Raw genomic sequence first — 22,395 nt, 5'->3', positions numbered from 1 at the left:
TAGAAGCGTCTTTTTTCCATTTCAGAATGGGGGTTGGATTATGCAGGACGGCAAACAACATCTGTATGTATCGGTAACTCATAACTTGATTGAACAAACAAAGAACGAATCTACACCCTTTGAGGTGTTGGTGGATGACGAACAGTTGGGCCGATTAAACGACCTGATGAAGGTGCTGGAGGATGACGATGCCTACACATTGCAACGGGCTCCCGTACCCTACAAATCGGCAGACCACGATGAGGCAACAGAGCAATTTTCGGATGGCATGACTCTGCTGTACACTTTTCTGTATGACCATGGCACGCCGGATACCCGGCAGGCGATTGAGAGCATGAACGTGCTTCCAAGGCTGCAGGATACGGATTATGATGACCCTGGATACGAGAATTCACCACTGAATAAATGACCTGATGCGAAAAAGCATGCGCAACCGCAGATCACGCGGAAGACGCATGCTTTTTAATATTACGAAGAATAACCGTCCCGTACACTGGACTCAATCCAGACGAATCTCCTGGCCTTTCTCAGCGGATTCGTAGATTCCGCACAGCATGCGTGTGGAAGCCACCCCATCCGCAATTGGACTGATCGGCTCCGTCCCGTTCAGGCAACAATCCACAAAGTGGTCGATCTGGTTCTGAAATGCACTATGAATATGGAGACCCGTATTGTCCGTCTGAGGTTCAATATTCAGGATGGTATTATTTTTCTCCGTGACGATGATTGTCTCCGGCTCCAATTCGAACCCACCACGCTCACCGTATAATTTCACTGAAGATTCATCTCCGCGTGCATGCAAGGTAAAGCTTACATCCACCGCCAGCGAAGCCCCATTTTCAAACCGAATGAGTGCATTCGCCATATCTTCCACGTCATTCACAGCTGCGCTGTAGTCGGCTGCTTTGTAAAAAGAAAGATGTTCGATATGGGCACGATTGCCCAGCTTCCGATACGTATTACCACTGACGGAAACAGGCTTGGGCTTGCCCATCAAATACCAACACTGATCAATGATATGTACGCCCAGATCAATCAGGGGGCCTCCGCCAGAACGGCTTTTGTCAGCGAACCAACCGCCTGGATTACCGTGACGACGCAGAATGGAAGCTTTGGCATAATACAATTCACCAAACTCTCCGGCATCTATGAATCTGCGCATCATCTGCATATTGTTGTCATACCGCCGCACAAATCCAACGGTAAACGTACGTCCGCTCTTCTTCACCGCTTCTTCAATCCGCAGTGCATCTTCCACATTGGTTGCGACCGGTTTCTCCAACAGTACGTGCTTGCCTGCCTCCAGTGCAGCAATGGCGAATTCCGCATGTGTATTATTCCAGGTACAGATACTGACGGCATCGACATGCGGGTCCTCCAGCATCTCCCGATAATCGGTGTACACGGATTGAGCATCATACTTCTGTGCCGCAGCTTTAGCCCGCTCTTCGTTCAGATCACAGATGGCATAGATGACAGCATCCTCATTTTTGGCGTAACACCTCATATGAAGATCCGAGATGGATCCTGTACCGATCATTCCAATGTGCAGCATTTGTTTTGTGCTCATCATCGTCCTCCCTTCCTTTTCCACAACTTCCACAACATCACTATCGTCTAGTCTGCCCGCAGCATGCCTTCGTAAATACCCGGGGTTGAATTTTCGATCTTCACAGCACCCAATGTTCGGGCATAGAAATCCACAGGTCCTGCTGATCCGATAATGGCATAACCATAACCGTCCGCCTTCATCGCATGCATACAGGCCAGTAACAGGGCTGTGCCTACACCTTTGCCCCGTGCATCCTGGCTCACGCCTGTAGGTCCAAAGAAGTTGCGACATGTCGCTTCGTAACAGGCAAATCCGATCATTTTCCCATGCTCAACGGCGATGTAACAGGACACGGGCTGACGTGCAAAAGCGACCTCACATTCATCCACCCAAGCTTGGCTAAAATGTGACCTCACCCAATCCAGTACAAGTTGTTTCTCTGGGGCAATGGCTCTTCGAATCACAATGGAGGATTCCTGAAGCTTTCTCAGTCCACTCTCTTGCTCCGGTAAACGATAGAGCGCTACTAACATATCACTCATCTAAACGGTTCCTCCTCGTACTTGAATGTGAAATAGGACAACGGTTTGGCCACCTACCTGAAATTAACCTGATCCTGCTGCCGATAACCTGCAATACAAGCGATATTTCAAATTCAAACTAACATACCGCTTAGATTCATTGCATGCCAACTGCAACACTGAGACGATCTGTCCCGTCTATTAACTTGAAGCGTGGCTCTAAGGAAGATTTTACCGCGACATTACAAAGATTAGAAGGGATGAATATTGATGAATAACAACATGAAAAAAGTAAGTGCGCTGATGGCCCTATCCATGGCATTGGGTGGTGGAGCCGCTTATGCAGCAACACTGGACAACACACAACCAGTCCATCAAACATCCATTTCAGCAGATAGTAACACAGCTGGTGCAGTAAACGTATCCGTGAATGGTGCATCCATTTCCGATGGTTACTGGAACAAGGATGGCAAAGTAGCCATGATTCCACTGCGTGATCTTACCGAAGCACTGGGTATTGAACTGAAATGGCATAAAGAAAATAAAACCGCGGAGCTGACGCGAGGTGTTCTCTGGACACAGGTAATCACAGGCAAAGATCAATATTCCGTAAATAAAATGCTGCTCACACTGGGTACAGCACCCGAAATCACAGGCGGCACGTTGTATGTACCGGCTTCTTTTGCCGAAAAGGTACTGCATGGACAAGTGAACACAACAGGAAATCAGGTGACGATCTCTAGTGAAGAGGACGTGAAGACGATCACTGAGCGTGGTGTGATTACCAGAATCTCGAACCAGGATAAATATAAGTCCATCCAGATTGGCGGTGCAGGGTTGGATGGCATCGTGCTCAATCTGAGCGATGAGACGAAATTCATCTCCGTTGAGGGAAAAGAGATTGCACTGACTGATCTGGCCATCGGCATGAACGTGGAAGCTGAGCATTCCATGATCACTACCCGCAGTCTGCCACCACAAACCCCGACCTATAAAGTCACTGTACTGGATGCGGCTACAGCATCTGAGGCACAACCTAAAGAGGTACTGGGTACAGCGGGTACAATTGAAGATGTAAGAAATGCAGAAGGTCTTATCTCACAGATTGAGATCACAGGTTCACGTTTAACCGAGACGGCTCCTGACCATGTCGTGCTGAATATCGCTAAAGATACGCTGCTCGTGAACCACGAAGGTGAGACGGTGAAAGCTGAAGAACTGACTAAAGGAACTAAAGTGATTGGGTACTACAGCCCTATGCTAACACGCAGTCTGCCTCCAATCGGAACGGCATGGAAAGTGGTTGTTGAAACACCAGCAGCACAACTGGAAGCGAAATAAATCGATTAATAAACGAGACTGGTTGAGCTGAGGCATATGTTCTATGTTGCTAACGGCATGCATATCTTGGCTTGGTGTCAGGAGGGCGTCGCATCATAATGTCCAGCAGCGAAGTCAATAAAAATAACCTTATCCGCTTGTCTTCCGACAGGCATGGGTAAGGTTATTTTTTTGGGTTTTTGGGTTTTTGGAGCGTATTTTCAAACTCGCTTCAAAGCGAAGCACACCTGAACTTGTCCGGAGCAAGCACTTGCAACGTACGCTGTATACGACATGCGCCTGAAAAAGACATGCTCTGCATAGGAATGTAAGAGCAAACGGAATTAGCGCTGACGAATCTGAGACGTCTTATTCAAGGATTTGAAGTACCTGTAAAAACCTAAGGAATCTCAGCCACGCTATGTGTGAATAAACAGCTGTTTACAGCGTTTCTGTCAGGCTAATTCGGAAAATAACGTGCCTGATGTTCCTTACATTTTCAGAAGAAGACCTGAGGGCCAAATAAGACGTCCTGAGTTCCTTAGAAAATCTTCACGATAAGCTAGATCGCCAGATCAACCACCTTGGACTTCATCTTCAACAATCGCTTCCACTTCAATCTCAACCATCAACAAGGGATCAATGAGTGCGCTAACTTCAACCATGGTGGCTACAGGCTGAATATGTCCAAAATATTCACCGTGGGCCTTGCCAACTTCCTCCCACCTGGAGATATCGGTCACAAACATTCGGGTTCTAACGACATGCGACATGTCAGCCCCCAACTCTTTCAGCGCATTCTCAATCGTCTGCAAAACGAACCTCGTCTGTGCATACGGATCACCTGCTCCAATGACTACACCATCTTGCATTGCGGTTGTACCCGCCACTTCGATTCGGTTCCCTACACGGATGGCACGGCAATATCCCACCAACGGTTCCCATGGGGAACCGGTAAATACCTGCTGTCTACTCATTTTTCTCGTCCCTCGCTTTGCTTTGGTTGTATGTATCTCATCTGATTAAACATGAATTATATCAGTCCGCCAGCATCTCAGACAATAGAATAGATTTTAATTCTATTATAGTGCAACTTCAGTACGTGGTGCCCTGCTTCATGACAAGGTGGTCAGCCAGCATCATTTTTTACACAGAAAAAAATCCCCTGAATGACTGCTCATGGTTTAGATCAAGAGCAGTCATTCAGGGGATTTCAGGAAAATTAGCGTTTAATAAGGACAAAGCAATCCAGATTACAACTTGATATTCGCCTCATCGAAGTATTCTTCCAGGGTTAACCCACTTTTCGCCACATCTGGTGCCAAATCGGTACCGATGTACCGGATATGCCAAGGCTCATAGACGTAACCGGTTATATCTTCTTCACCTTGCAAATAACGGATGACGTATCCATATTCTGCAGCGTGTTCAGCGAGCCACTGGCCTTCCTTCGATGTGCCGAATACCTCTTCCAGCACATTGCCCACACTCGGACTGGATACATCAATGGCAAGACCCGTCTGATGCTCGCTTCGGCCTGGAACAGAGCTTACACGATCCGTGTATTCCTGACCTTTGGTTTTGACATTGTTGTTGTAGATGGACACTTGACGTTGATATGAACGATAACCAGACACCGCACGAAGCTCAATGCCATCCGCTTTTGCACCTGCAAACAACTTCTCCAGTGCCTCCGCCGCTTCCTTGCGCATATGCCGCTTCTCGTGAGGTTCGTCGAAGGAGAACGGTACATTGGGTTCCACCAGATCGTCCGGCTCGTACCCTTCAGGCAGACTGCGTTGTTTGTTCACAATGACCGTCATAGACGTGGCATTGGTCACCACAGCTTCTGCGTCAATTGTTGTTTGCAGTGCGCTGATGCTACGTTTCTCCATCAATGGATCTTCCGCTGTCGCGCCGTTACCATCGTCTGAAGAACCCTGCTCTTCGCCAGTCGATGCATTCCCGGACTCGCCATCCGTGCCTTCACCGCTGTTGCCAGCAGATGATGTATCATCCCCGCCAGCGTTGTCACCATCAGATCCCTTATCCTCCGTAAAATGAACGGTTGTGCCGTCAGACTCCTGTTGTGTGTTACCTGTTCCATTCGGATTCTGGCTCTCCTCTGTGCCTGAACCGTTCTGGCACGCCGCAAGCAATGCTCCGCATATCATCAATGAGGACAGCATAACCACCATGCGGCGCTGTCTTCCTGTATGTGATTTCATGTAAAAACTCCTATCGCAATAATATAAATGTTGTCTAGTTGTCTGCGTGCAGTGTTCCCTGCGAAAGTATACCTTAATTGACAGCGAAGCTCCACCGGTAAAGACCTCCTTTAGAAGAGATCTTCATGAACATATACGGGTTGTACAGCCTGTATGATCGTTTTTTGGACTTTTAGAGAAACATTCCCGCGGAAATGAAATGAATTGAATCATGCAACATGCTGCAATACAAACAAGCAGAGGTGATCTGAGATCTCCCCCGCTCTGATGGGTGTATCATTTGGTTGCCGGGCTGTCCGTCTTCTTCTGGACAGCCTGCCACATCCGCGCAGCTACACGCTCGCGGATCAAATCCAGCCCTGCGGTGGCCGGCAAGCCTTGCAGCAGCGCCGTTAGCTCCGGCAAGGCCGGCGGCTTGCCCGGCTGCGTAAGGCGCACCTCAACGGCACCAAAGCCTGGCCCCGGCTGGTGCATGGCGCCGTCCGCGGCAGCCTCGGCGATCCACTCGCCGACGGCCGCGCCGCCTTCGCCGCCCCGCACTTGCGGGCGGCCAGCCGTTTCCGCTGCGCGGCCGGTGGCGCCGGGATCATGGGCGAGTTCCTCCGCCCATGCCCCCAGCACGCCGGCGAGCAGCGCTTCGCGCGGCAAGCCGGCGTGCGCCAGCTGCAGCAGCGGCTCGGCCGCGAGGCACGCGGCTACGGCGCGCTCAGCGGCCGCAGCATGCGCGCAGCTCGGGCGGCCGCAGGTGCACGCCACGGACGCGCTGGCCGTGGCTGCGCCTGGCGAGCCCTCGGGCGCTTGCGCAGCCGGCAGCAGCCCGGCAAGCTCCTCGGGCGCCGGGCCGCCGCGCAGCAGGGCGTACAGCGTCAGCGGGCGCTTGCGCAGCTGAACCAGCACAGCCTCGCGCTCGGCTTCGCTCAGTCGCGCAGGCGTTCCCGTGATCGTGAACACGCCGGCAACGGCTGTTCCAGTCTCCCCTGCCTCAGCGGAACCGTGCGCTTCCTGCCCCGCCGCGTCCGCTGCTGTATTTACTTCTGCTGTCCATCCACCGGGGGACATATGCAGCTCGATCTTCCATTTTTCGCTCACAACAATCCCCCTTTCTCAACATCTATATTCCCCTGAATGATCAAGGTCACAGCCACGTCTCACCCTGAAGAGATATCAGGCCACGCAGCTCATCATCCGACATCTCGGTCAGCCAATTCTCACCTGAACCAACAACCTGTTCGGAAAGTGCCTTCTTGCTCTCAATCAGCTCATCAATCCGTTCCTCCAGTGTTCCCTGACAGATCAGCTTATGCACTTGCACGTTGCGATTCTGCCCGATTCGGAATACACGGTCCGTCGCCTGATTTTCAACCGCAGGATTCCACCACCGGTCATAGTGAACGACATGACTCGCCCGTGTCAGATTCAGACCTACACCTCCGGCACGAAGAGACAGGACAAACATGGACGGACCCTCTCCTTTTTGGAAGGTCTCCACCATCTCATCCCTTTGCGCCTTCGACACCCCACCATGCAGGAAATACGGTTCTTCCTCATATCGCTGTTTCAACCTCGACACCAACAGATCTCCCATAGCAACATACTGAGTGAATATCAGGGCCGATTCCCCGTTATCACGGATGGCGTCCAGCAGTTCAAGCAATCGTTCCATCTTACCGGATGCCTCTGCCTTGCCATGATCTTTCCGATTGCTGTCCGCCAGCACCGGATGATCACAGATCTGCTTGAGCTTGGTCAGGGAGGACAGTACAATCCCCTTCCGTGCAATGCCATTTCTGCCGTCCAGACCACCCATCAGATCATCCACCACACGCTGGTACAGCACTGTCTGCTCCGGCGTCAGAGAACAGTAGGATTTCAGTTCAAGCTTCTCTGGCAGATCCTTGCGAATATCCGGATCACTTTTCAGCCTGCGCAGCATGAATGGAGATACCAGTCGATGGAGTTCACGCAAGGAAGCTGCATTTTCTTCGGATGGCCCCAGTCCCGTATACCGCTGGCGGAACGATGAAGCTGTGCCCAGATATCCCGGATTGAGAAACTGGAAAATCGACCAAAGTTCGCTCAATCGGTTCTCTACAGGCGTTCCCGTCATCGCAATACGATGAAGTGTAGACAGGCGCATCACGCTTTGCGCTTGTTTGGTACGGTAGTTCTTAATATATTGGGCCTCATCCAGCACAATGGTGGACCAGTGCAATGAAGCCAGATCCGGGCCATCTCTGCCTGCCAGATGATAGGTCGTCAGTACAATGTCATGCGTCTGTGCTTCAGCCTGAAACTCATTCCCGTGCAACCGTTGTCCGCCATGATGAATATATAGCGACAGATCCGGGGCAAACCGCTTCAGTTCACGCTGCCAGTTTCCAAGCAACGAGGTAGGACACACAATAAGTGCAGGCAAATGATCAGGCTGCTCATTCGCAAGCTGATCCGCCGGGAAAGAATCATCGGATCCATCCAGCATTTCATACTCACGTGCTTCCTCTGCAGCCGCCTGGCGTTCTTCGTGTTTGCGATCCAGCAGACAGGTAATGACCTGAATGGTCTTCCCAAGTCCCATATCATCCGCAAGACATACGCCAAAGCCCAGATCACGCATCGCGGATAACCATTGGAAACCTCGTTCCTGGTAAGGTCTTAGTTCACCATGCAACTCTGCCGGAACCTGACGAGGTTCAATGCTGCGAAGCACCTGTCCATCAAGCAGAAAAGCAAGCATCCCATCGGATTCGGCGCCAAAGACAGAAAGACCCTTCCACGCGGAATCCTCCCCTTCATCCGCAGCCAGATGCAGCCATTCGGAGAGAGGCATATATTGTTCTTCTTCTTTTTTCATATAACGCAGGACTTGGCGAATCTCTTTTGTATCCACTTCAATCCACTCACCGCGGAACATGACGTAGGGAACTGTGGATTCAGCCAAAGCTGCCAGCTCCTCTGCGGTTACGGGCTTGCCATCCAGCATGGGCTCTGCTTTGAATGCAACCAATTGTTCCATGCCCAGTGCCGATGTGGCTCCAGGCAACCGCTCTGTTCCCCGATTCAACATCTGCAAACGAAGTCCTGCACGGCGTTTTCCGGCACGACTCCACTTTGAAGGCATGAGAACGGTTATGCCAGCCTTCTGCAAACGCGGAACCGCATGCGTTAGAAATTCAAAGAAACCCTGCTGTTCCAGCTTAATTCCCTCCGGACGAGCAGTAAGCAGCGCCGTCTCCAGTTCAGGTGCCAATTCTGCTGCTTGACCGAGCGCCATCAATAACTGCTCTGCCGCCGAGGTATATAACACTTTCCCCCGGTCCAGATCTCGCTCCGGATGGGCCCAGATGGTCCGCGCAGGCAGCCTCAGGCTTGGTTCCTGCTCACTGTCCACCCAAAAGCTGACTCCCCATATGGTTTCATGTTCGCCAAGTGGAGGCTCCAGACGGAGCGCCAGCTTCAATTGGCCTTCAGCAGGCGCCATCTCTTCTGCGCCGACGATCGGCATCGACGTTCCACCAACTTCTTGCAGCGTATGAATAAATGCTGTCATATCATCCGTTGGCCCTTGCACCGTCACTGGACGGAACATCGAGATCAGACTGTTCCACCAAAGTTCGGCTACTGACGAAGAGCCGCGTCGATATGGCGTGCGGTAACGGGACAGTTCACTGTCCATGCCCTCCAGTTCACTTGTTACTACAGCATGAATCATGCCACTCATGAATGAAAATAATACCGCAGCTCCTGCTTCTTCACGCGTTTCCGGTTCCAATGAAGCATAAGCTCCAGGAGCAGAAAGCCCAATTGGAGGCATCGCTTCAGCCAGATCACGGAAGCGTTCAATATCATCCTCTGACTGCAAGCGCGGCCGCCATACACCTGTCAATGTCTCTTGCCCGGTCCGTCGCCGTGCTCCGGTCTTTGCTGCGAATTCAGCTGATGGAGCAATGGCTCCCCGCAACAGCAGCTCCTGTGTGAACTGCGCCGCTTTGATCCAGTAACGCATCTCTTCTCCAACCTGAATTCCGGCTGCATTAAACAAACGGTCATCCCATTGCAGCAGCAATCTAAAAGCATCCTTAGGCGAGACGGCTAACCCTTCCAATGTGCGCCCCAACAGTTGACGCCGCTTCGTGTTCTTGGCTTCAGCCGTGTTCCTCAGCGGATTCGGCCAGCGCAGCTCCGCGAGACGCAGAGCGGCAGGCTGAAACAGACGACCCCCGTCGCCAAAATTCAACCGTCTTACCACGTGGCTCCATGCATCCACACGCGGTTCCGATGTTTCACCGGAAAAACAAAAAAATACGTCACCAAGCCATACTCCATACAGCGATTGCATCATTAAAGTCTCCCGTCATCCCTTCGCATTGTTACTCTCCATCATATACGAAAATGACCGGATTTAAAAACCTTTGCCCACAAAAAGTGCTTATTTCAATCGTTATCGGCATAAAAAAATGTCCCTTCTCCCGAAAAGCGGATGAGGAACATTTGGGTCAATCCAAGGATAATACTGAGTATTGAAAGAATTACGGATCATTATCTTACGATGATCTGATCAAGCTGCCCAGCAATACATCCAGGTTCAAAATGCCTGCACGATGATCTGCACAGAACCCGATTTTGTCAAAAACGCCAAGCATGAAACGGCGGTGCTCCTCAGCAGGTTCTTCGAAACGATCGTAACTTACAACAGAATCAACCATATCGACGATCAGAGGTACGAATCCTCCTTTGTAAGGCACCACAATAATACGTGTAGAAGAGGTATCCACCTGGTCCGGCATGCCTAACAATACACGAAGACTCACTACTGAAACGACCTTACCGTACAGCGAAGCAAAACCTCTGATCTCTGGACTTCCAAACGGGACCGTAGTCACCTGCACCATTCTGATGATCTCATGAACTTCATCAATACGTAGGGCAAAGATCTGGTCTCCTACCGAAAAATTAATATATTGCATTCCCTCATCCATAGTTATCCCCATACCCTCTCATTCCGTATAATCAGACTACTTTCGTCTCATTAGATGTTACTTTGGTGTATCGGTTATTTTTGATCAAATGTTTAGGCTTCAGATCAATTTTGCCAACTTCAACAGGCGTTGTATTACAGTTTTGATGAGAGGGTGGAAATCCGTCGTTTCAAAATTGAGCGTAAGTAACCTGACATTCGATTTATTATTTTATATTCAAAAAAACCAAAGAGTCGGCATTAAGCTGATCTTTGGCCTTTTTTATCCCCATATATTATGGATCTGTTTCTATGTTTTCAAATACTTGGAACAAAAACACGATATTCCTGTGGATAACTTGTTTTTTCACTTCAAAACGACTGTTTTATCGAATGAAAACAGGAGTTATACCTGTTTTGTGGATAAGTTGTGCACATATTGCACACATGTTGTGGATATGTTTAGCGTTTCATGTGGATATTCATTATTTTAATGTGGACATGTTGTGTATTTGTTTGTAAATCTGACGTAAAATCTGAATTTCCACTCCAGTTTATCCATTACTGTGGACACGTTGTGGACATGCTCAAATCCCTTCAGTACAGATACGCAGTTATTCAGTTATTCCACCAATTCACCCTGCCGCATGATCAGCTTGTCATCGATGTACACGTCCGGCTTTTGCACAACAGCATCAATATGTACACCCGCCGCAATCGTTCCCCCGAATGTGTTATTGCTGCCAAAGGCGACATGGATCGTGCCATACACCTTCTCATCTTCCAGCACTACACCCGTGATTCGTGCCTTGTTATTGGTACCAATGCCGAATTCGCCGAGAAAGCGACCATCGCCATCTCCAAGGGTGTCCAGTAATTGAGCCCCGTCTGGTCCTTCAGCTGACACCAATCGCCCTTCCTTGACGGTTAATAACATCGGTTCGCGGAGTGCCCCAATTCCAGCAACGGAACCATCTACAACGATACTGCCCTCGCCCTTACCCTCAACGGGAGCAATATAAGCTTCTCCTGAAGGCAAGTTACCCGATTCACCGGGGTTCAAATACATGCCTGTACTTGGTACACCGTTACGATTCTCTATAGAAAAGGAAAGACTATGACCCTGCTTCTCTATTCGCACATGGCGACCTGCGGTTAACAGAGCCGTCACCTTCTCGGTCAACGCCTTCACTTGCGAATACTCAGCTGTAATGGCTCCATTCATGAACATATCCTCTGTCATGCCGGGCATCGTTGCCACTCGGGTCCCTGAAGCAGCGGCTTGTTTGCGTGCCTGGGTATGCGTTAATGAATATCGAGTTACACACACCGCTACATCTGCCCGAATCATGGCCTCTGCAATCGGTGCAGGCGGCTCTTCTCCTGATCTGCTGCGTTCCTCCATAATTAGCAGGACAGACTCCGCGCCAAGTGCTTTTCCTGCCTCATAGATGGATTCGGCCAAATCCCGTTTCATATCGTCTGCGACAACCACCAGATTTTCTCCACTGCGTAATCCCAGACACTCCGTTAGCACCTTTTTACTGATTTCTACACGTTGCTTGCTCATATATTCATCTCTCCTGTCTAGGTTTCAGCTCTTCACAACTCGACTTGACCCCTTTCGACAATCGACCAGAGATTCCTGCATGGCCAAATCTGAACTCACTTCAAGGTATCGGCCCATTCGGCGAGGATTGCAGCTGTCTCCTTATACTGAAATGTCGGAAAGTAATGTCCGTAGGGCACATCTATGCGTTTGACCTGTGAGTTCATATCCTGTGGATAGTGATATTCCCGATCTTCCTTGCCCCATACGACTAAAGTATGGTTGGTGTGATCATCAGCCCACTCTTTCATCCAGGAAAATGAACTGACTCTTCCCCGCTTGCCGGAGTGGATCCACCGCAACAAATCTGCATTTGCCCCCGCAATTCGAGGGGATTGGAGACTGGAGCGTATCCTTTTGGCCATCATATGGTCCATACCCTTTTTGTCTTCCCCACTGATATATACACTGAACATTCGCTCCCAACTCTTCTCCGATCGAAGACGAAGCAAAGACCGCATCACACCTCTTGGCAAACGGGAAATCCATCTTAGCACATTCGGATTCGAATTATTGGCAACTGGCTGAAGCAATCCCAGTCGAATGTCTGTCCGCCCACTACGCAACTGTGCGGCAGCCACGATAGCTGCGCCTATCGAATGACCCACCAGCTTCACAGGACCCTCGAACTCATCAAGCGCCTTGAGTAGTGTACCCACCTGACCTTCAAACGCTTCATCTACCTGATGTACAGGGGATCGTCCGAATCCTGCCAGATCCATTAACCAAACCGGGTTACCTGTCTCTTTCCAAAGCTGTTCTCCCAAAGGCAACATCTCATCGGCAGATTGAAGCAGACCATGCACAATAATCCACGGCTCTCCTTCACCCTCCCAACCGATCATAGCCATATTCCCACTCCGTGACCGGATATAATCTGCCGGAACCTCCTCAGGTAACGGTGTATACCGAAGACGGTAGTCCAGATCTGCTGTAACCAGCGGAAGCTGTTCCCTGATGTCCGGCCAGGATTGCCCCATACGTGTGAACAGCGCCTCCGTCTCCTCGACCGGGAATGACCTGTTGGTAATAAAAGCAACCGACTCCGCTGGAACACCAGTGAGGCGAGTGCCCCCTGATTTCATTGCCCATTGAATCCAAGGCAGTGGTAGAGTTCCTTTGGGTTTGGGTACATCCAATTCATCTGCCAGAAGATGCAGCAGTTCCTTCATATTGGGACTGTCTTCCTTGCGTGCCAATAGTGGATAGGTTCCACCTGCCGGGTCTTCTTCCTTGGATAGAAAAACAAGCGTTCGTGCAACAATATCATTCTCCACCAGGGGTAACCAATAGGATGAACCCCGGCACTACGGGCATAAGTCGCTTTTGAATCGCCTGAATGAGCAGCCCAATCCCACCCGTTTGCTCCGTTTCCCCAGTCGGGCGCGGTCCAACCACAGTACTCGGATTCACAACGGACAAGGGATAGTTATGCTCTTCCGCATGTTCACGAATAAGAAGATCGGCATGAAATTTCATCTCTTCATATGCACTTTCCTGATCACCCACATGGTCGACCTGAAGATAACCTCCCTGTTCGTTCCGCTGTCCATAGGGACTCATGAAACCAACCACGTGGATAAAGTGTCTCAGTCCTCGGGTACCGTGAATTTCTTGAGCAAGCTGGGCCACTTCTCTCGCCCCGTTCATGAATATCTGCTCAGCTACCTTTCGTTCCAGGGTAACGTCCATCGTTCCCCCGGCATGAATGATTACATTCGCTTTAACAACACGTTCCCGGTCCACTGTGGTAAGTCCAAGACCCGAGATGGATAAATCACCAGTAATAAAGGTGATTCTGGTGGAATCCTTCACTCCATAAGCCTTCAACACCGTTCCGGCACGCTGTTCTGATCGAACCAGCAAGAGCAATTGTGCGTCTCCCTGCGCGAGTTGTTTGACCGTTTCTTTGCCGATAAAACCGGTGCTGCCTGTCATGAAAATAATTGTTGGTTCCATATCAGACGCGCTCAATACCTGATGAATTTTTGTTGTATTTGAAGCTAAGTTATCTTTAGTGGATACTTGGATCTTATGTACGTCCATTCCGTTATCGCTCCTTTTAGTACTATATAGTACTATTTTTATTCAAAAAAAGCTTCGTTTACCGAAGCATCTGACAAAACGTACGTGCTGATTGTTCAATAATGCCTACATCACGCGCAGTTCCCGCAAGGATTAGTGAACCTTCCAATGCTGCAACAAACAACAACGCAGCCGGTCCCGGCTCGATTTCTTTGCGAAATTCACCACGATCCAAACCTTGCTGAAACAGCTTCTCCACCATAGGTCTAAGCTCACGAAAGAATCTGGATATGCTCTCCTTCACTTGGGGTGCACTGTCAGGTGTCTGCATATATAACGTGACAAAAGGACAGCTCCCTTCGTAATTCCGGCCCTCAATACCTGCCGACAGCATTGCAATAAATGAGTAGATGCGCTCCTCCACTCCTCGCTCACGCTGACTGAGAAGCAGATACAGCTCCGACTCATACTGGGCAATCCAGTATTGTACCACGGCCTGAAGCAATTCCTCCTTGTTTTTAAAGTGATAATAGATATTGGACTTGGATACCCCACTTACTCTTACGACCTCATCCATGCTGACATAGCTGTACCCCTGACGCAGAAACAATTGTGCAGCCACTTCAACTGCCTTGGTCCGGTTCACCGGATTGGAACTCTTGGATTTGGCAGGTCGCGAGTTCATTTTTTGATTTGTCATATTTAGAACTATACAGTACTAGTTGATTGAAAACAAGTATTTCTGTTAACAATAGAACTGCTTCCGCACAAACTCATCCATACTTGTCCACATGTAGCGTGTTATACACAGATGATATCCACATATGGTATTAACTATGTGTTAAATCCATCATGAGATCGTTAACTGCTTTTGGGTTATCCACACCTCCTCCGGTTGAACCACCAAAAAAGGCCAACCAGAACGTATCTGGCTGACCTTTCGTACAATTCATTTCCCAACCTTTAACAACTGTTACCTGCTTCAAATCGAAGGTTTACTGTCTCCGGCAATCATCGGATCGGTGCCTTGAAGTGGCAATCTGTTCTCCAGCCTTATGGCGACAAACAGGATGATCGTCACCGTAACACCGATTGTTCCTAACAGTACGCCTGTGTTCTCCTGCCCCATAAGGGACAGCGGTAGTGCCAGTACCAGCGGGACAACCGATCTTGTAAATTGAGTGGCAAACGTTGATCTTCCCGACCACTTCATGGTCTCTTCGCGGCTGCGCAAGTTATCAAACATGACTGATCTTTGCATAATACGAGTCCGATTAAACACAAACCCAAGCATAAATCCACAGATTAACGACACCGCAAACACCTGTACCGTGCCAATGATGATATCAATAACACCGATCAGTATAAATAGATACATTGGAATTCGGTGTTCCCACTTACGAATCAGCGTTGCAAGAAAGGCCCCAAGCCCCATCGCAGCTCCGATAGCCCCGTAACGGGATGAATCCCAATTGTAGATGTCATGGAACAAAATCGGTACGATAAAATTGATTGCTCCCAATTGCACGGTTAATACAACCACCGCCAATATGGTCATGTTCAGTACTTTTTTCGCACAGCATCGGAGTAGGTAATCTGCGGAGCCTCCGTTTTTTCTTTCTGTACGTTCTGCTCAGCCTGACCGGATCGGGACAGAATTGGAATGAGCCATGGAGCCATCATCCCCACAGCCAGCGTCACCATCAGTACCGTTGAGATCATTGGCAGTCCGCCTATACTGAGCAAAACTCCAGTTACCGCACTTCCTCCAAATGCACCAATTTGAATTGCCGTCTGCAAGTCATGCGAGGCCTTGTGTGATTTGATTTTTCCATCCAACACCATCTGGGACATGTAGATTTCCAGGCTCTGATTGGTCAAAAACAGAATTACGGAGAATACGCCACCAATCAGATATAAACCATACACATTGGTATTGCCGGCAAATTGAATTAAAAACACAAGCAGAAATACAATACCCAGGATGCGCGCTAAGCTGAAAATTAGCAAGGGTCGTTCTTTAAGTGCAGTTTTAAGAAAAAAGCTATACTTCTGCAATAAAATAGGTACCAAACTCATGATCGTAATAATAATACTCAGATGAGTAATCGACCCACCCTGCTCCAGTACCGACCAGATCAGGGTAATGTTTAGAATGGTATCTCCACATAAGGTAATGGACAGGAAGAGGATGAATAAAATAGTCTGTATCATTGAAGCTGTCTCACCTCAGCAACTTGCAAATCCAGCTTTTGTTCCAGCAATCTTGCGGCTTGTTTTACCGATTCGATGTCCTCAGGACCCTGATATTTGGTACGTACAGACAGCAGACCTGTAATATCGAATCCCTTCGGAGCAGAATGGACCACTCTACCTTTGGCAGCAACCGGATAATACGCCCGGTACCTCACATCGTCTGCTGCCTCACCACTGGCATTATTCAACACCTTGCCATCACGGTACACAAACTTGATACAGGTTGCGCACTTGGGAGCCGTTCTTTTCGCAAAATGGGCAGCCAACTTCTCCTCCCCTGAAGACCACAAGCATGGGCGGTCACCAGATCTGTGCCGTACACATCGCGAATATTACGATAGACATGCCCACCACTGATACGGCAGCTGAACTCCACCACTTTATACTCATCGTTGGCGTTCTGCCTGGCTTCAACGTTAAACAGCCCATTTACAAGTTTCAGACCTGTGCATATTTGCTGAGCCATCTCGCAAAGTTCTTGTTCCACATTGGATTCTCCCTGAAAAGGTAGCGTATATTCGTCCTCTTCAAAGTAAGGACCTGGCATTCTGAGCTTGTTATGGACTCCGCCCAGATAAAACCGTCCATTCACAACTACGCCATCCAGCGTAATCTCTTCCCCGGGCAGGAACTCTTCAATCAGCGCTATTGCAGGACATTCCTCGTCAAAATATAGCCCCGATTGCGAAATGGCAAGTTGCGAGATACTATCGAAGGCCTCCTTCAATTCGGGATACGAATGAACGAGCGCAACATGGCTGCTGGATGCGGCCAATGTGGGTTTAATAATAACCGGATAGCCTACACTTGCCGCCGCTGAAACAGCCTCATCCAACGTATTTACAGCATAAAATTCAGGACAGGCCACGTCCTCCTGTTTCAAGAACTGACGCTGTCTGGACTTGTCTCTGGCAATTTCGGCCGCTTGGACAGGAATATCCTGTCTTCCCAATCCTTCATTCAATCTCGCATTCAGTACAATATCCGTTTCCTGCCAGGTAATGAAAAACGGAACGCCTAATTGTCTAGCCTGCAAGATCATTTCTTCCACATTCTCGTACTTGGGAATATGCTGAACAGACCGAAAGCGCGGATCTTGTTCATATCCAGAAACAGAGGTCCATAAATGGACCTCTTCGAAAATTCTCCCCAGAGCTTCAATATGATCCCCGTGCAGAGAAAAACCTTTTCTCATAAGCAAACCAACGGAGGAACGAGTCATGCCAGAACCTCTTCTTTCGGCTGCTCCACAAACTCCAAAGCGATAATGTACAACGTTCCATTCTCCCCGGCTTTGGAGGAATGCACCGTATTAGCCGGAAGCAGAATGCGGTCACCAGGCGTGCAATGCAGTTCTCCTTCTTCAGTGAAGAAGGTAATATCTCCATTTATAATCAAAAGTGTTTCGTCTGTAGGATGGGTATGGGATTTGTGCTCCCTGAATGGTGTATCTCTTTGTACCTCTACCGAACCGGTTACAGGCAGCAATTGCATTACAGCTTCTTCAAGTGTTACGTCAGACCCTTTGATATATTGAACTGAACTCATAGTATTCCTCCTCATATGATGAAATGGGCATTGCGCTGTAGCGGAAACTTCGTTGGTATCTGGAATAAAATATTGCAGCCACTCTCGATTATTCGGATCCCCATAGATCCCTAGATGAGGGAATGGATCAATTGCATCGTATTGCCGAAGCAAGCTTCGCACCAAATCCTTGGATTTATCTCCTTTTGGTGTTCCCAAGCCAATCGAATCAAAGACCCATCGGGGTTGAAAGGTAATCATGTATGTATTGGCACGTCTGCTCCTTCTGACCTCATGTGCTGGTGTGTTACAAACGACAAAAATGGGTTCCCCATGAAAGCAAAATTCCCACAAGGGATCCTTCTCTTCATTCGGTATGAACTCTGGCCATTCTTTCAAGTCAATGGTGTGCAGCCGGGTCAGGATGGACCAAAATGTATGCTGATATTCATCGATGGATAGATCCTTATCAATATTAAAGAACGTGACCATGGAGGTGTAGTTTCCAAAGCTCCTTGCCTGTTCCACGTATTCTCTCAATGCCTTTCCCAGTTCTTCTATGGAATGGTCATTCACATCATCAAAAAAGGAGAAACGTAGCTCATTACGGTTAAGTCCCATGGAACCAAATATGCAGGGAAACCGTGGATTATCACCAGTCATGTCCTTCTCAAAATGCTCAAATTCCTGCTTTCTCCAATCATGACTACCCAGTCTCTTCACATCAGCGTTATCTAGCAACAACCCAAAGCCCTCCTAGAATGGTTTTATTGGTGAACCAGGACAAACTTGTCATGTAGTTCTAGAAGTTGTTTTCTAACGAATTCGATATCTGGACCTTCCACAATGGCATATCCGGATCGGGACATCGTATCTCGACCACCTGAAATGGACTGACCCGATGTATAGTTAATTCGAATATCAATGAGTCCTTCCATCGATTTGAAATCTTCTGCGGATGAGATACTTTCGATCTTGCCTACAGCAGATGGGAAGTTAACCGCACCTGTGTACTTGCCTGTACTAACCAAGGCTGGAGCTTCATATATTCCAAGTTCTGTTTGAATGGCTGCATCAAACAAGTTCACCTGATGGGAATTCAACACCATAGGCGGAATGATGACAATGCCTCCAATGCGTGCTCCAATCTCTCCAAAGCAGATCTCCCCATTCGGCAGAAGGAATACCTCTGCATGGAACACACTGTTACGTATTCCGAGTGTCCGTATGATCTCTTCATTGAACGACTGCATCCGTTCCACATATTCATAATGTGTGTTAGCGGGATAACAGATCGTGCCGGAAGGGCGATCATTCTGGACAATCTCAAGACAATTAAACAAATATTCAGAGACGGAGGAAAATACAAGCTCACCTTCTGAAACGATCGAATCAATATGAAACTCCCTACCCGTAATGAATTCCTCAATGAGCACTGATTCCCGATTCCAGGATTGGCTGATATACTTCTCAAGCTCCTCTTGATTATTGAGCTTGTACGTCATGATCGTCGCCCAGCCGCTAATCGGTTTGATAATGATGGGAAAACCAATGCCTGCGACAATCTTTCTGATCTGTACTGCATTGGACGCAATACGCGTCTGTGACGTGTGGATTCCCGCCTGCCGTAATGTTTCCTTCATGATCCATTTGTTCCGAACCGTCTCGGCCTGATTCTTTTGAATACCAGGTATGCCAAAACGTGATCTGAGATACCCACCGGTCTCCACCACATTTTCGGTCGGGGCAATGACGCGCTCCACATCATATTCATCCAAAATGCGCTCAAAAACCTCTTCCACCTGATCAATCCGAGTAATATCCTCCACTTCGAACACAGCACTGAACAACCCTTCTGGTAAAGAATAAAATTGTTCATATCCCTTCTCTACTAACAAAATGTTGGTTGTATCCGATATGTTGGACAACGCTTCGAGAAACCCCGTTTTGGTGTTCATTCGCTTGTCACACAGAAATACAATATCTCTCATAAAGAACTTCACCTCCAATTCAAAATTCTTAACTATCTGTTATATTTTTCTATAATATGGATATGACATGGAACTGTCAATCTAAAAATTACAAATATTTAAAATTCGGCTATTTGTTGCCACTTTGTGTACTAACAACAGGTTGTAGACATCATACAAACACCTCCACCATCTGTATTAGTCGATCTGTTACTTCATATTTGCACTTTTTAACTGGGAATTTTCACATCAAAAAAGGTGACTCCAATTCATCCGGAGTCACCTTTTTTATGTTTTTTTCTTATTCCCACATTTATTAATCGAGTGGATGGGACCTGTTATTTTTTCAGACTATCCCAGTTCTGTTGTAATGCATCAAGCAATCCGGCTTTATCCGATTTGCCTGCAACGTAAGCCTGAATCGTGCTGCCATACTCTTGTGGAACGCCTTCAGGGAAACGGTTGAAGTTCCAGCTGAGGGTTTTATTTTCCTGGCTATACTTCATGATCTCTGTGGCGAGGTCACCCAGATCTTCCTCGGATGCCGTGATGGAACTGAACGCCGGAATGAACTTGAATTCTTTCGTCATGTATTGTTTCCCGATGTCCGAAGTTACGAGCCACTCCAGGAATTCTTTTGCTTCCGGTTTCACTTGGGAATTCTTATTTACCACCCAGTAGTTCGGTACGCCGACAAACAATTTGTCATTGGGTTCATTGTTAATTGGCATTGGCAGGATACCCAGATTCAGATCGGGATCAATTCCATCGATCTGTACTTGCGTCCAGTTCCCTTGCTGCATCATCGCCGCTTCTCCACTCGCAAACAACGTAACTTGCGTATTGTAGTCGGTTGTCAGCGGGTTTTTATTGCTATATTTCAGCGTTAAGTCGAGCAAGTTAATCCAGTCGTTGAACACCTGATTGCCAGGGATTTTCTCCGTGCTTTCGTTCAATCCCTGGATGAATTTCACCGGATCTGCCTGATTGGCAAATGCCACGTTTACATTATGATTGCCCAGCACCCACCACTCCTGATATCCGTTCGAGAACGGGGTAATGCCTGCGGCTTGAAGTTTCTGTGCAGCTTGATCCAACTGTTCCAGTGTCGTTGGAATTTCGGTAATACCCGCTTTTTGGAAGAGGTCTTTGTTATAAATGAAACCGTAACCCTCCAGCGCGAGCGGCTGTCCATAGAGTTTGCCGTCTTTGGTCATTGGCTCTTTAGCTACTTCGAGCGCATCTTTGGCCCATGATTCTCCAGACAGATCTTCCAGATATTCAAGCCATGTATCCAGTTCACGATATCCACCTACGTTGAAAATGTCCGGTTGTTCGCCTGCGGCAAACTTGGCTTTCAATGCAGCACCGTAATCACTACCACCACCTACGGTTTGAATGTCCAGTTTAACGCCTGGATGTGAGGATTCGTACTCCGCTTTGAGACGATTAAGCGCTTCCGCAATCTCAACTTTGAATTGGAAGATTTTAATAGTTTTGTCCCCGGCAGCAGCTTCGCTACCACCTTGAGCATCCGTGTTGACCGGACTGCCACTCTTGTCCCCATTGCCACATCCCGCGAGCATTACCGAAAAAGCAATCAGCATAAGCAACGTCAACTTCGTCATTCTTTTCATACATACACTCTCCCTATAGTAGTTTCAGTATAACAGTTCCACTAATGCATATTTACACTGGCACTCCGATGACAGAATAACCTTCCCCTGAAGCGTGTTTTCATTCTAACGAACCGAGCGCACGTTATTCGCACCTATTTGCACAGGCTCACATTCTAACGAATCACAGCGACGTTATTTCGTCGATTTGGTCGAATTTTAAGGCTCTGACGCCGTTTTTCACCTGAATAACGTTCCTGAGATTCGTTAAAGTTTGTATTCCTTGATTATCCACCTATTAAGATGCGGTGGATTCGTTAGCGCTTTGAAAAAGGAGCATACCATCACTCTGTACAAAAAGTTCCTGGCTATACACGCTTCTTTCTTGGTCATTTCTCTTTATTGCTCTCTTCCCCAGAAATCATGCCCAAGCTATGCGGGCATGACTTCCCTTTGCACACTCCATGCGAGGTGGGAGCAAAGGGATCAAGAATGCGTTGCAGGAGCGGAGCGTTCGCCTTTGAAACTCGGTGGCTTCCTTGCCCTAATACATTCTGGCCACCGAGGAGCAACAGCGACCGAAAGCGCAACTTGAGCCCTGCGGCGACCCTTCCCTCGCACTCATCACTTGAGCCCGTAGCGCCCCTACACACAAACTCACCTTCTGTCTTATCGAACCTGGACTTTAAATCTTTTCTTTCTTGGTCATCTCTTGAAGGAGCTCTATTCTTTATTACTCTCTTCCCCAGAAGTCATGCCCAAGCTAAGCGGGCATGACTTCCCTTTGCACACCTCCATGCGAGGTGGGAGCAAAGGG

At 48.4% G+C, this 22,395-nt stretch carries 20 protein-coding genes; 2 read left to right on the top strand and 18 right to left on the bottom strand.

Translation table 11 applies throughout. From position 1 onward, the window contains the following. Positions 1-40 precede the first annotated feature (40 nt). Entirely contained in the window at positions 41-409 is a 369-nt protein-coding gene (locus tag MKY85_RS02960; RefSeq protein WP_342571743.1) for a hypothetical protein, read from the top strand. Positions 410-499: 90 nt separating this feature from the next. Here MKY85_RS02960 and MKY85_RS02955 read toward each other — a convergent pair whose 3' ends face one another. Together MKY85_RS02955 and MKY85_RS02950 are read right to left on the bottom strand one after the other, a co-directional pair. Then, entirely contained in the window at positions 500-1,570 is a 1,071-nt protein-coding gene (locus MKY85_RS02955) for a Gfo/Idh/MocA family oxidoreductase (RefSeq protein ID WP_342573262.1), read from the bottom strand. Between the two features lie 47 nt (positions 1,571-1,617). Next, positions 1,618-2,094, bottom strand: coding sequence for a GNAT family N-acetyltransferase (locus MKY85_RS02950; RefSeq protein ID WP_339258650.1), 477 nt, complete (start codon positions 2,092-2,094; stop codon positions 1,618-1,620). Between the two features lie 249 nt (positions 2,095-2,343). Here MKY85_RS02950 and MKY85_RS02945 point away from each other — a divergent pair, with 249 nt between their 5' ends. Then, the gene (locus MKY85_RS02945; protein ID WP_339258649.1) at positions 2,344-3,414 is read left to right on the top strand and encodes a copper amine oxidase N-terminal domain-containing protein; all 1,071 of its coding nucleotides are present in this window, start codon (positions 2,344-2,346) and stop codon (positions 3,412-3,414) included. A gap of 554 nt (positions 3,415-3,968) precedes the next feature. Here the strand turns inward: MKY85_RS02945 and MKY85_RS02940 are convergent. The 16 genes from MKY85_RS02940 to MKY85_RS02865 all read right to left on the bottom strand — a co-directional run bounded on the left by MKY85_RS02940 (position 3,969) and on the right by MKY85_RS02865 (position 21,599). Next, positions 3,969-4,370: a RidA family protein gene (locus MKY85_RS02940; protein ID WP_342571742.1), complete on the bottom strand. Its 402-nt coding sequence runs from the start codon at positions 4,368-4,370 to the stop codon at positions 3,969-3,971. Between the two features lie 276 nt (positions 4,371-4,646). Beyond that, the gene (locus MKY85_RS02935; protein ID WP_339258647.1) at positions 4,647-5,621 is read right to left on the bottom strand and encodes a M15 family metallopeptidase; all 975 of its coding nucleotides are present in this window, start codon (positions 5,619-5,621) and stop codon (positions 4,647-4,649) included. Between the two features lie 276 nt (positions 5,622-5,897). Beyond that, a complete protein-coding gene (locus MKY85_RS02930) occupies positions 5,898-6,710 on the bottom strand; it encodes a hypothetical protein (protein WP_342571741.1) in 813 nt (270 codons plus the stop codon). Positions 6,711-6,756: 46 nt separating this feature from the next. Next, the gene (locus tag MKY85_RS02925; RefSeq protein WP_342571740.1) at positions 6,757-9,960 is read right to left on the bottom strand and encodes a DEAD/DEAH box helicase; all 3,204 of its coding nucleotides are present in this window, start codon (positions 9,958-9,960) and stop codon (positions 6,757-6,759) included. Positions 9,961-10,162: 202 nt separating this feature from the next. Then, positions 10,163-10,585, bottom strand: a complete 423-nt coding sequence (locus MKY85_RS02920; RefSeq protein ID WP_342571739.1) for a chemotaxis protein CheW — start codon at positions 10,583-10,585, stop codon at positions 10,163-10,165. 612 nt (positions 10,586-11,197) lie between these two features. Continuing rightward, positions 11,198-12,145, bottom strand: coding sequence for an aminopeptidase (locus MKY85_RS02915; RefSeq protein WP_342571738.1), 948 nt, complete (start codon positions 12,143-12,145; stop codon positions 11,198-11,200). Positions 12,146-12,240: 95 nt separating this feature from the next. Beyond that, positions 12,241-13,461 carry an alpha/beta hydrolase gene (locus MKY85_RS02910; protein ID WP_342571737.1) on the bottom strand — a complete coding sequence of 407 codons (1,221 nt, stop codon included), beginning with the start codon at positions 13,459-13,461 and terminating at the stop codon, positions 12,241-12,243. Further along, positions 13,451-14,230, bottom strand: coding sequence for an SDR family oxidoreductase (locus tag MKY85_RS02905; protein WP_342571736.1), 780 nt, complete (start codon positions 14,228-14,230; stop codon positions 13,451-13,453). The genes MKY85_RS02910 and MKY85_RS02905 overlap by 11 nt, the downstream gene beginning before the upstream one ends. 58 nt (positions 14,231-14,288) lie before the next feature. Then, on the bottom strand, positions 14,289-14,855 hold the full coding sequence (locus tag MKY85_RS02900; protein ID WP_342573261.1) for a TetR/AcrR family transcriptional regulator: 567 nt from the start codon (positions 14,853-14,855) through the stop codon (positions 14,289-14,291). A 336-nt stretch (positions 14,856-15,191) separates the two neighbouring features. Beyond that, positions 15,192-15,767 carry a hypothetical protein gene (locus tag MKY85_RS02895; RefSeq protein WP_339239342.1) on the bottom strand — a complete coding sequence of 192 codons (576 nt, stop codon included), beginning with the start codon at positions 15,765-15,767 and terminating at the stop codon, positions 15,192-15,194. A 2-nt stretch (positions 15,768-15,769) separates the two neighbouring features. Continuing rightward, positions 15,770-16,423, bottom strand: coding sequence for a hypothetical protein (locus tag MKY85_RS02890; RefSeq protein ID WP_339239340.1), 654 nt, complete (start codon positions 16,421-16,423; stop codon positions 15,770-15,772). Then, on the bottom strand, positions 16,420-16,653 hold the full coding sequence (locus MKY85_RS02885) for a hypothetical protein (RefSeq protein ID WP_339239339.1): 234 nt from the start codon (positions 16,651-16,653) through the stop codon (positions 16,420-16,422). Before MKY85_RS02885 ends, MKY85_RS02890 begins: the two co-directional genes overlap by 4 nt. Further along, the gene (locus MKY85_RS02880) at positions 16,650-17,687 is read right to left on the bottom strand and encodes an ATP-grasp domain-containing protein (protein WP_339239338.1); all 1,038 of its coding nucleotides are present in this window, start codon (positions 17,685-17,687) and stop codon (positions 16,650-16,652) included. Before MKY85_RS02880 ends, MKY85_RS02885 begins: the two co-directional genes overlap by 4 nt. Then, positions 17,684-18,736, bottom strand: a complete 1,053-nt coding sequence (locus MKY85_RS02875) for a YqcI/YcgG family protein (RefSeq protein ID WP_339239337.1) — start codon at positions 18,734-18,736, stop codon at positions 17,684-17,686. The genes MKY85_RS02880 and MKY85_RS02875 overlap by 4 nt, the downstream gene beginning before the upstream one ends. 23 nt (positions 18,737-18,759) lie before the next feature. Further along, on the bottom strand, positions 18,760-19,983 hold the full coding sequence (locus MKY85_RS02870) for an ATP-grasp domain-containing protein (protein WP_342571735.1): 1,224 nt from the start codon (positions 19,981-19,983) through the stop codon (positions 18,760-18,762). Positions 19,984-20,300: 317 nt separating this feature from the next. Continuing rightward, a complete protein-coding gene (locus tag MKY85_RS02865) occupies positions 20,301-21,599 on the bottom strand; it encodes an ABC transporter substrate-binding protein (RefSeq protein ID WP_339239333.1) in 1,299 nt (432 codons plus the stop codon). Positions 21,600-22,395: the final 796 nt, after the last annotated feature.

The sequence above is a fragment of the Paenibacillus sp. FSL R5-0749 genome, from assembly GCF_038595085.1.
Classification (GTDB): domain Bacteria; phylum Bacillota; class Bacilli; order Paenibacillales; family Paenibacillaceae; genus Paenibacillus.
The sequence above is the reverse complement of the archived record's forward strand: the minus strand, read 5'-3'. Positions and strand labels throughout refer to the sequence as shown.

Excerpts from the sequence above, each read along its gene's own strand:
- MKY85_RS02905 (WP_342571736.1), bottom strand. The coding sequence starts at position 14,230 with ATGGACGTACATAAGATCCAAGTATCCACTAAAGATAACTTAGCTTCA.
- MKY85_RS02925 (WP_342571740.1), bottom strand. The coding sequence starts at position 9,960 with ATGATGCAATCGCTGTATGGAGTATGGCTTGGTGACGTATTTTTTTGT.
- MKY85_RS02915 (WP_342571738.1), bottom strand. The coding sequence starts at position 12,145 with ATGAGCAAGCAACGTGTAGAAATCAGTAAAAAGGTGCTAACGGAGTGT.
- MKY85_RS02870 (WP_342571735.1), bottom strand. The coding sequence starts at position 19,983 with ATGAGAGATATTGTATTTCTGTGTGACAAGCGAATGAACACCAAAACG.
- MKY85_RS02895 (WP_339239342.1), bottom strand. The coding sequence starts at position 15,767 with ATGACCATATTGGCGGTGGTTGTATTAACCGTGCAATTGGGAGCAATC.
- MKY85_RS02945 (WP_339258649.1), top strand. The coding sequence starts at position 2,344 with ATGAATAACAACATGAAAAAAGTAAGTGCGCTGATGGCCCTATCCATG.
- MKY85_RS02880 (WP_339239338.1), bottom strand. The coding sequence starts at position 17,687 with ATGACTCGTTCCTCCGTTGGTTTGCTTATGAGAAAAGGTTTTTCTCTG.
- MKY85_RS02940 (WP_342571742.1), bottom strand. The coding sequence starts at position 4,370 with ATGAGTAGACAGCAGGTATTTACCGGTTCCCCATGGGAACCGTTGGTG.
- MKY85_RS02865 (WP_339239333.1), bottom strand. The coding sequence starts at position 21,599 with ATGAAAAGAATGACGAAGTTGACGTTGCTTATGCTGATTGCTTTTTCG.
- MKY85_RS02960 (WP_342571743.1), top strand. The coding sequence starts at position 41 with ATGCAGGACGGCAAACAACATCTGTATGTATCGGTAACTCATAACTTG.
- MKY85_RS02935 (WP_339258647.1), bottom strand. The coding sequence starts at position 5,621 with ATGAAATCACATACAGGAAGACAGCGCCGCATGGTGGTTATGCTGTCC.
- MKY85_RS02890 (WP_339239340.1), bottom strand. The coding sequence starts at position 16,423 with ATGATACAGACTATTTTATTCATCCTCTTCCTGTCCATTACCTTATGT.
- MKY85_RS02920 (WP_342571739.1), bottom strand. The coding sequence starts at position 10,585 with ATGCAATATATTAATTTTTCGGTAGGAGACCAGATCTTTGCCCTACGT.
- MKY85_RS02950 (WP_339258650.1), bottom strand. The coding sequence starts at position 2,094 with ATGAGTGATATGTTAGTAGCGCTCTATCGTTTACCGGAGCAAGAGAGT.
- MKY85_RS02955 (WP_342573262.1), bottom strand. The coding sequence starts at position 1,570 with ATGAGCACAAAACAAATGCTGCACATTGGAATGATCGGTACAGGATCC.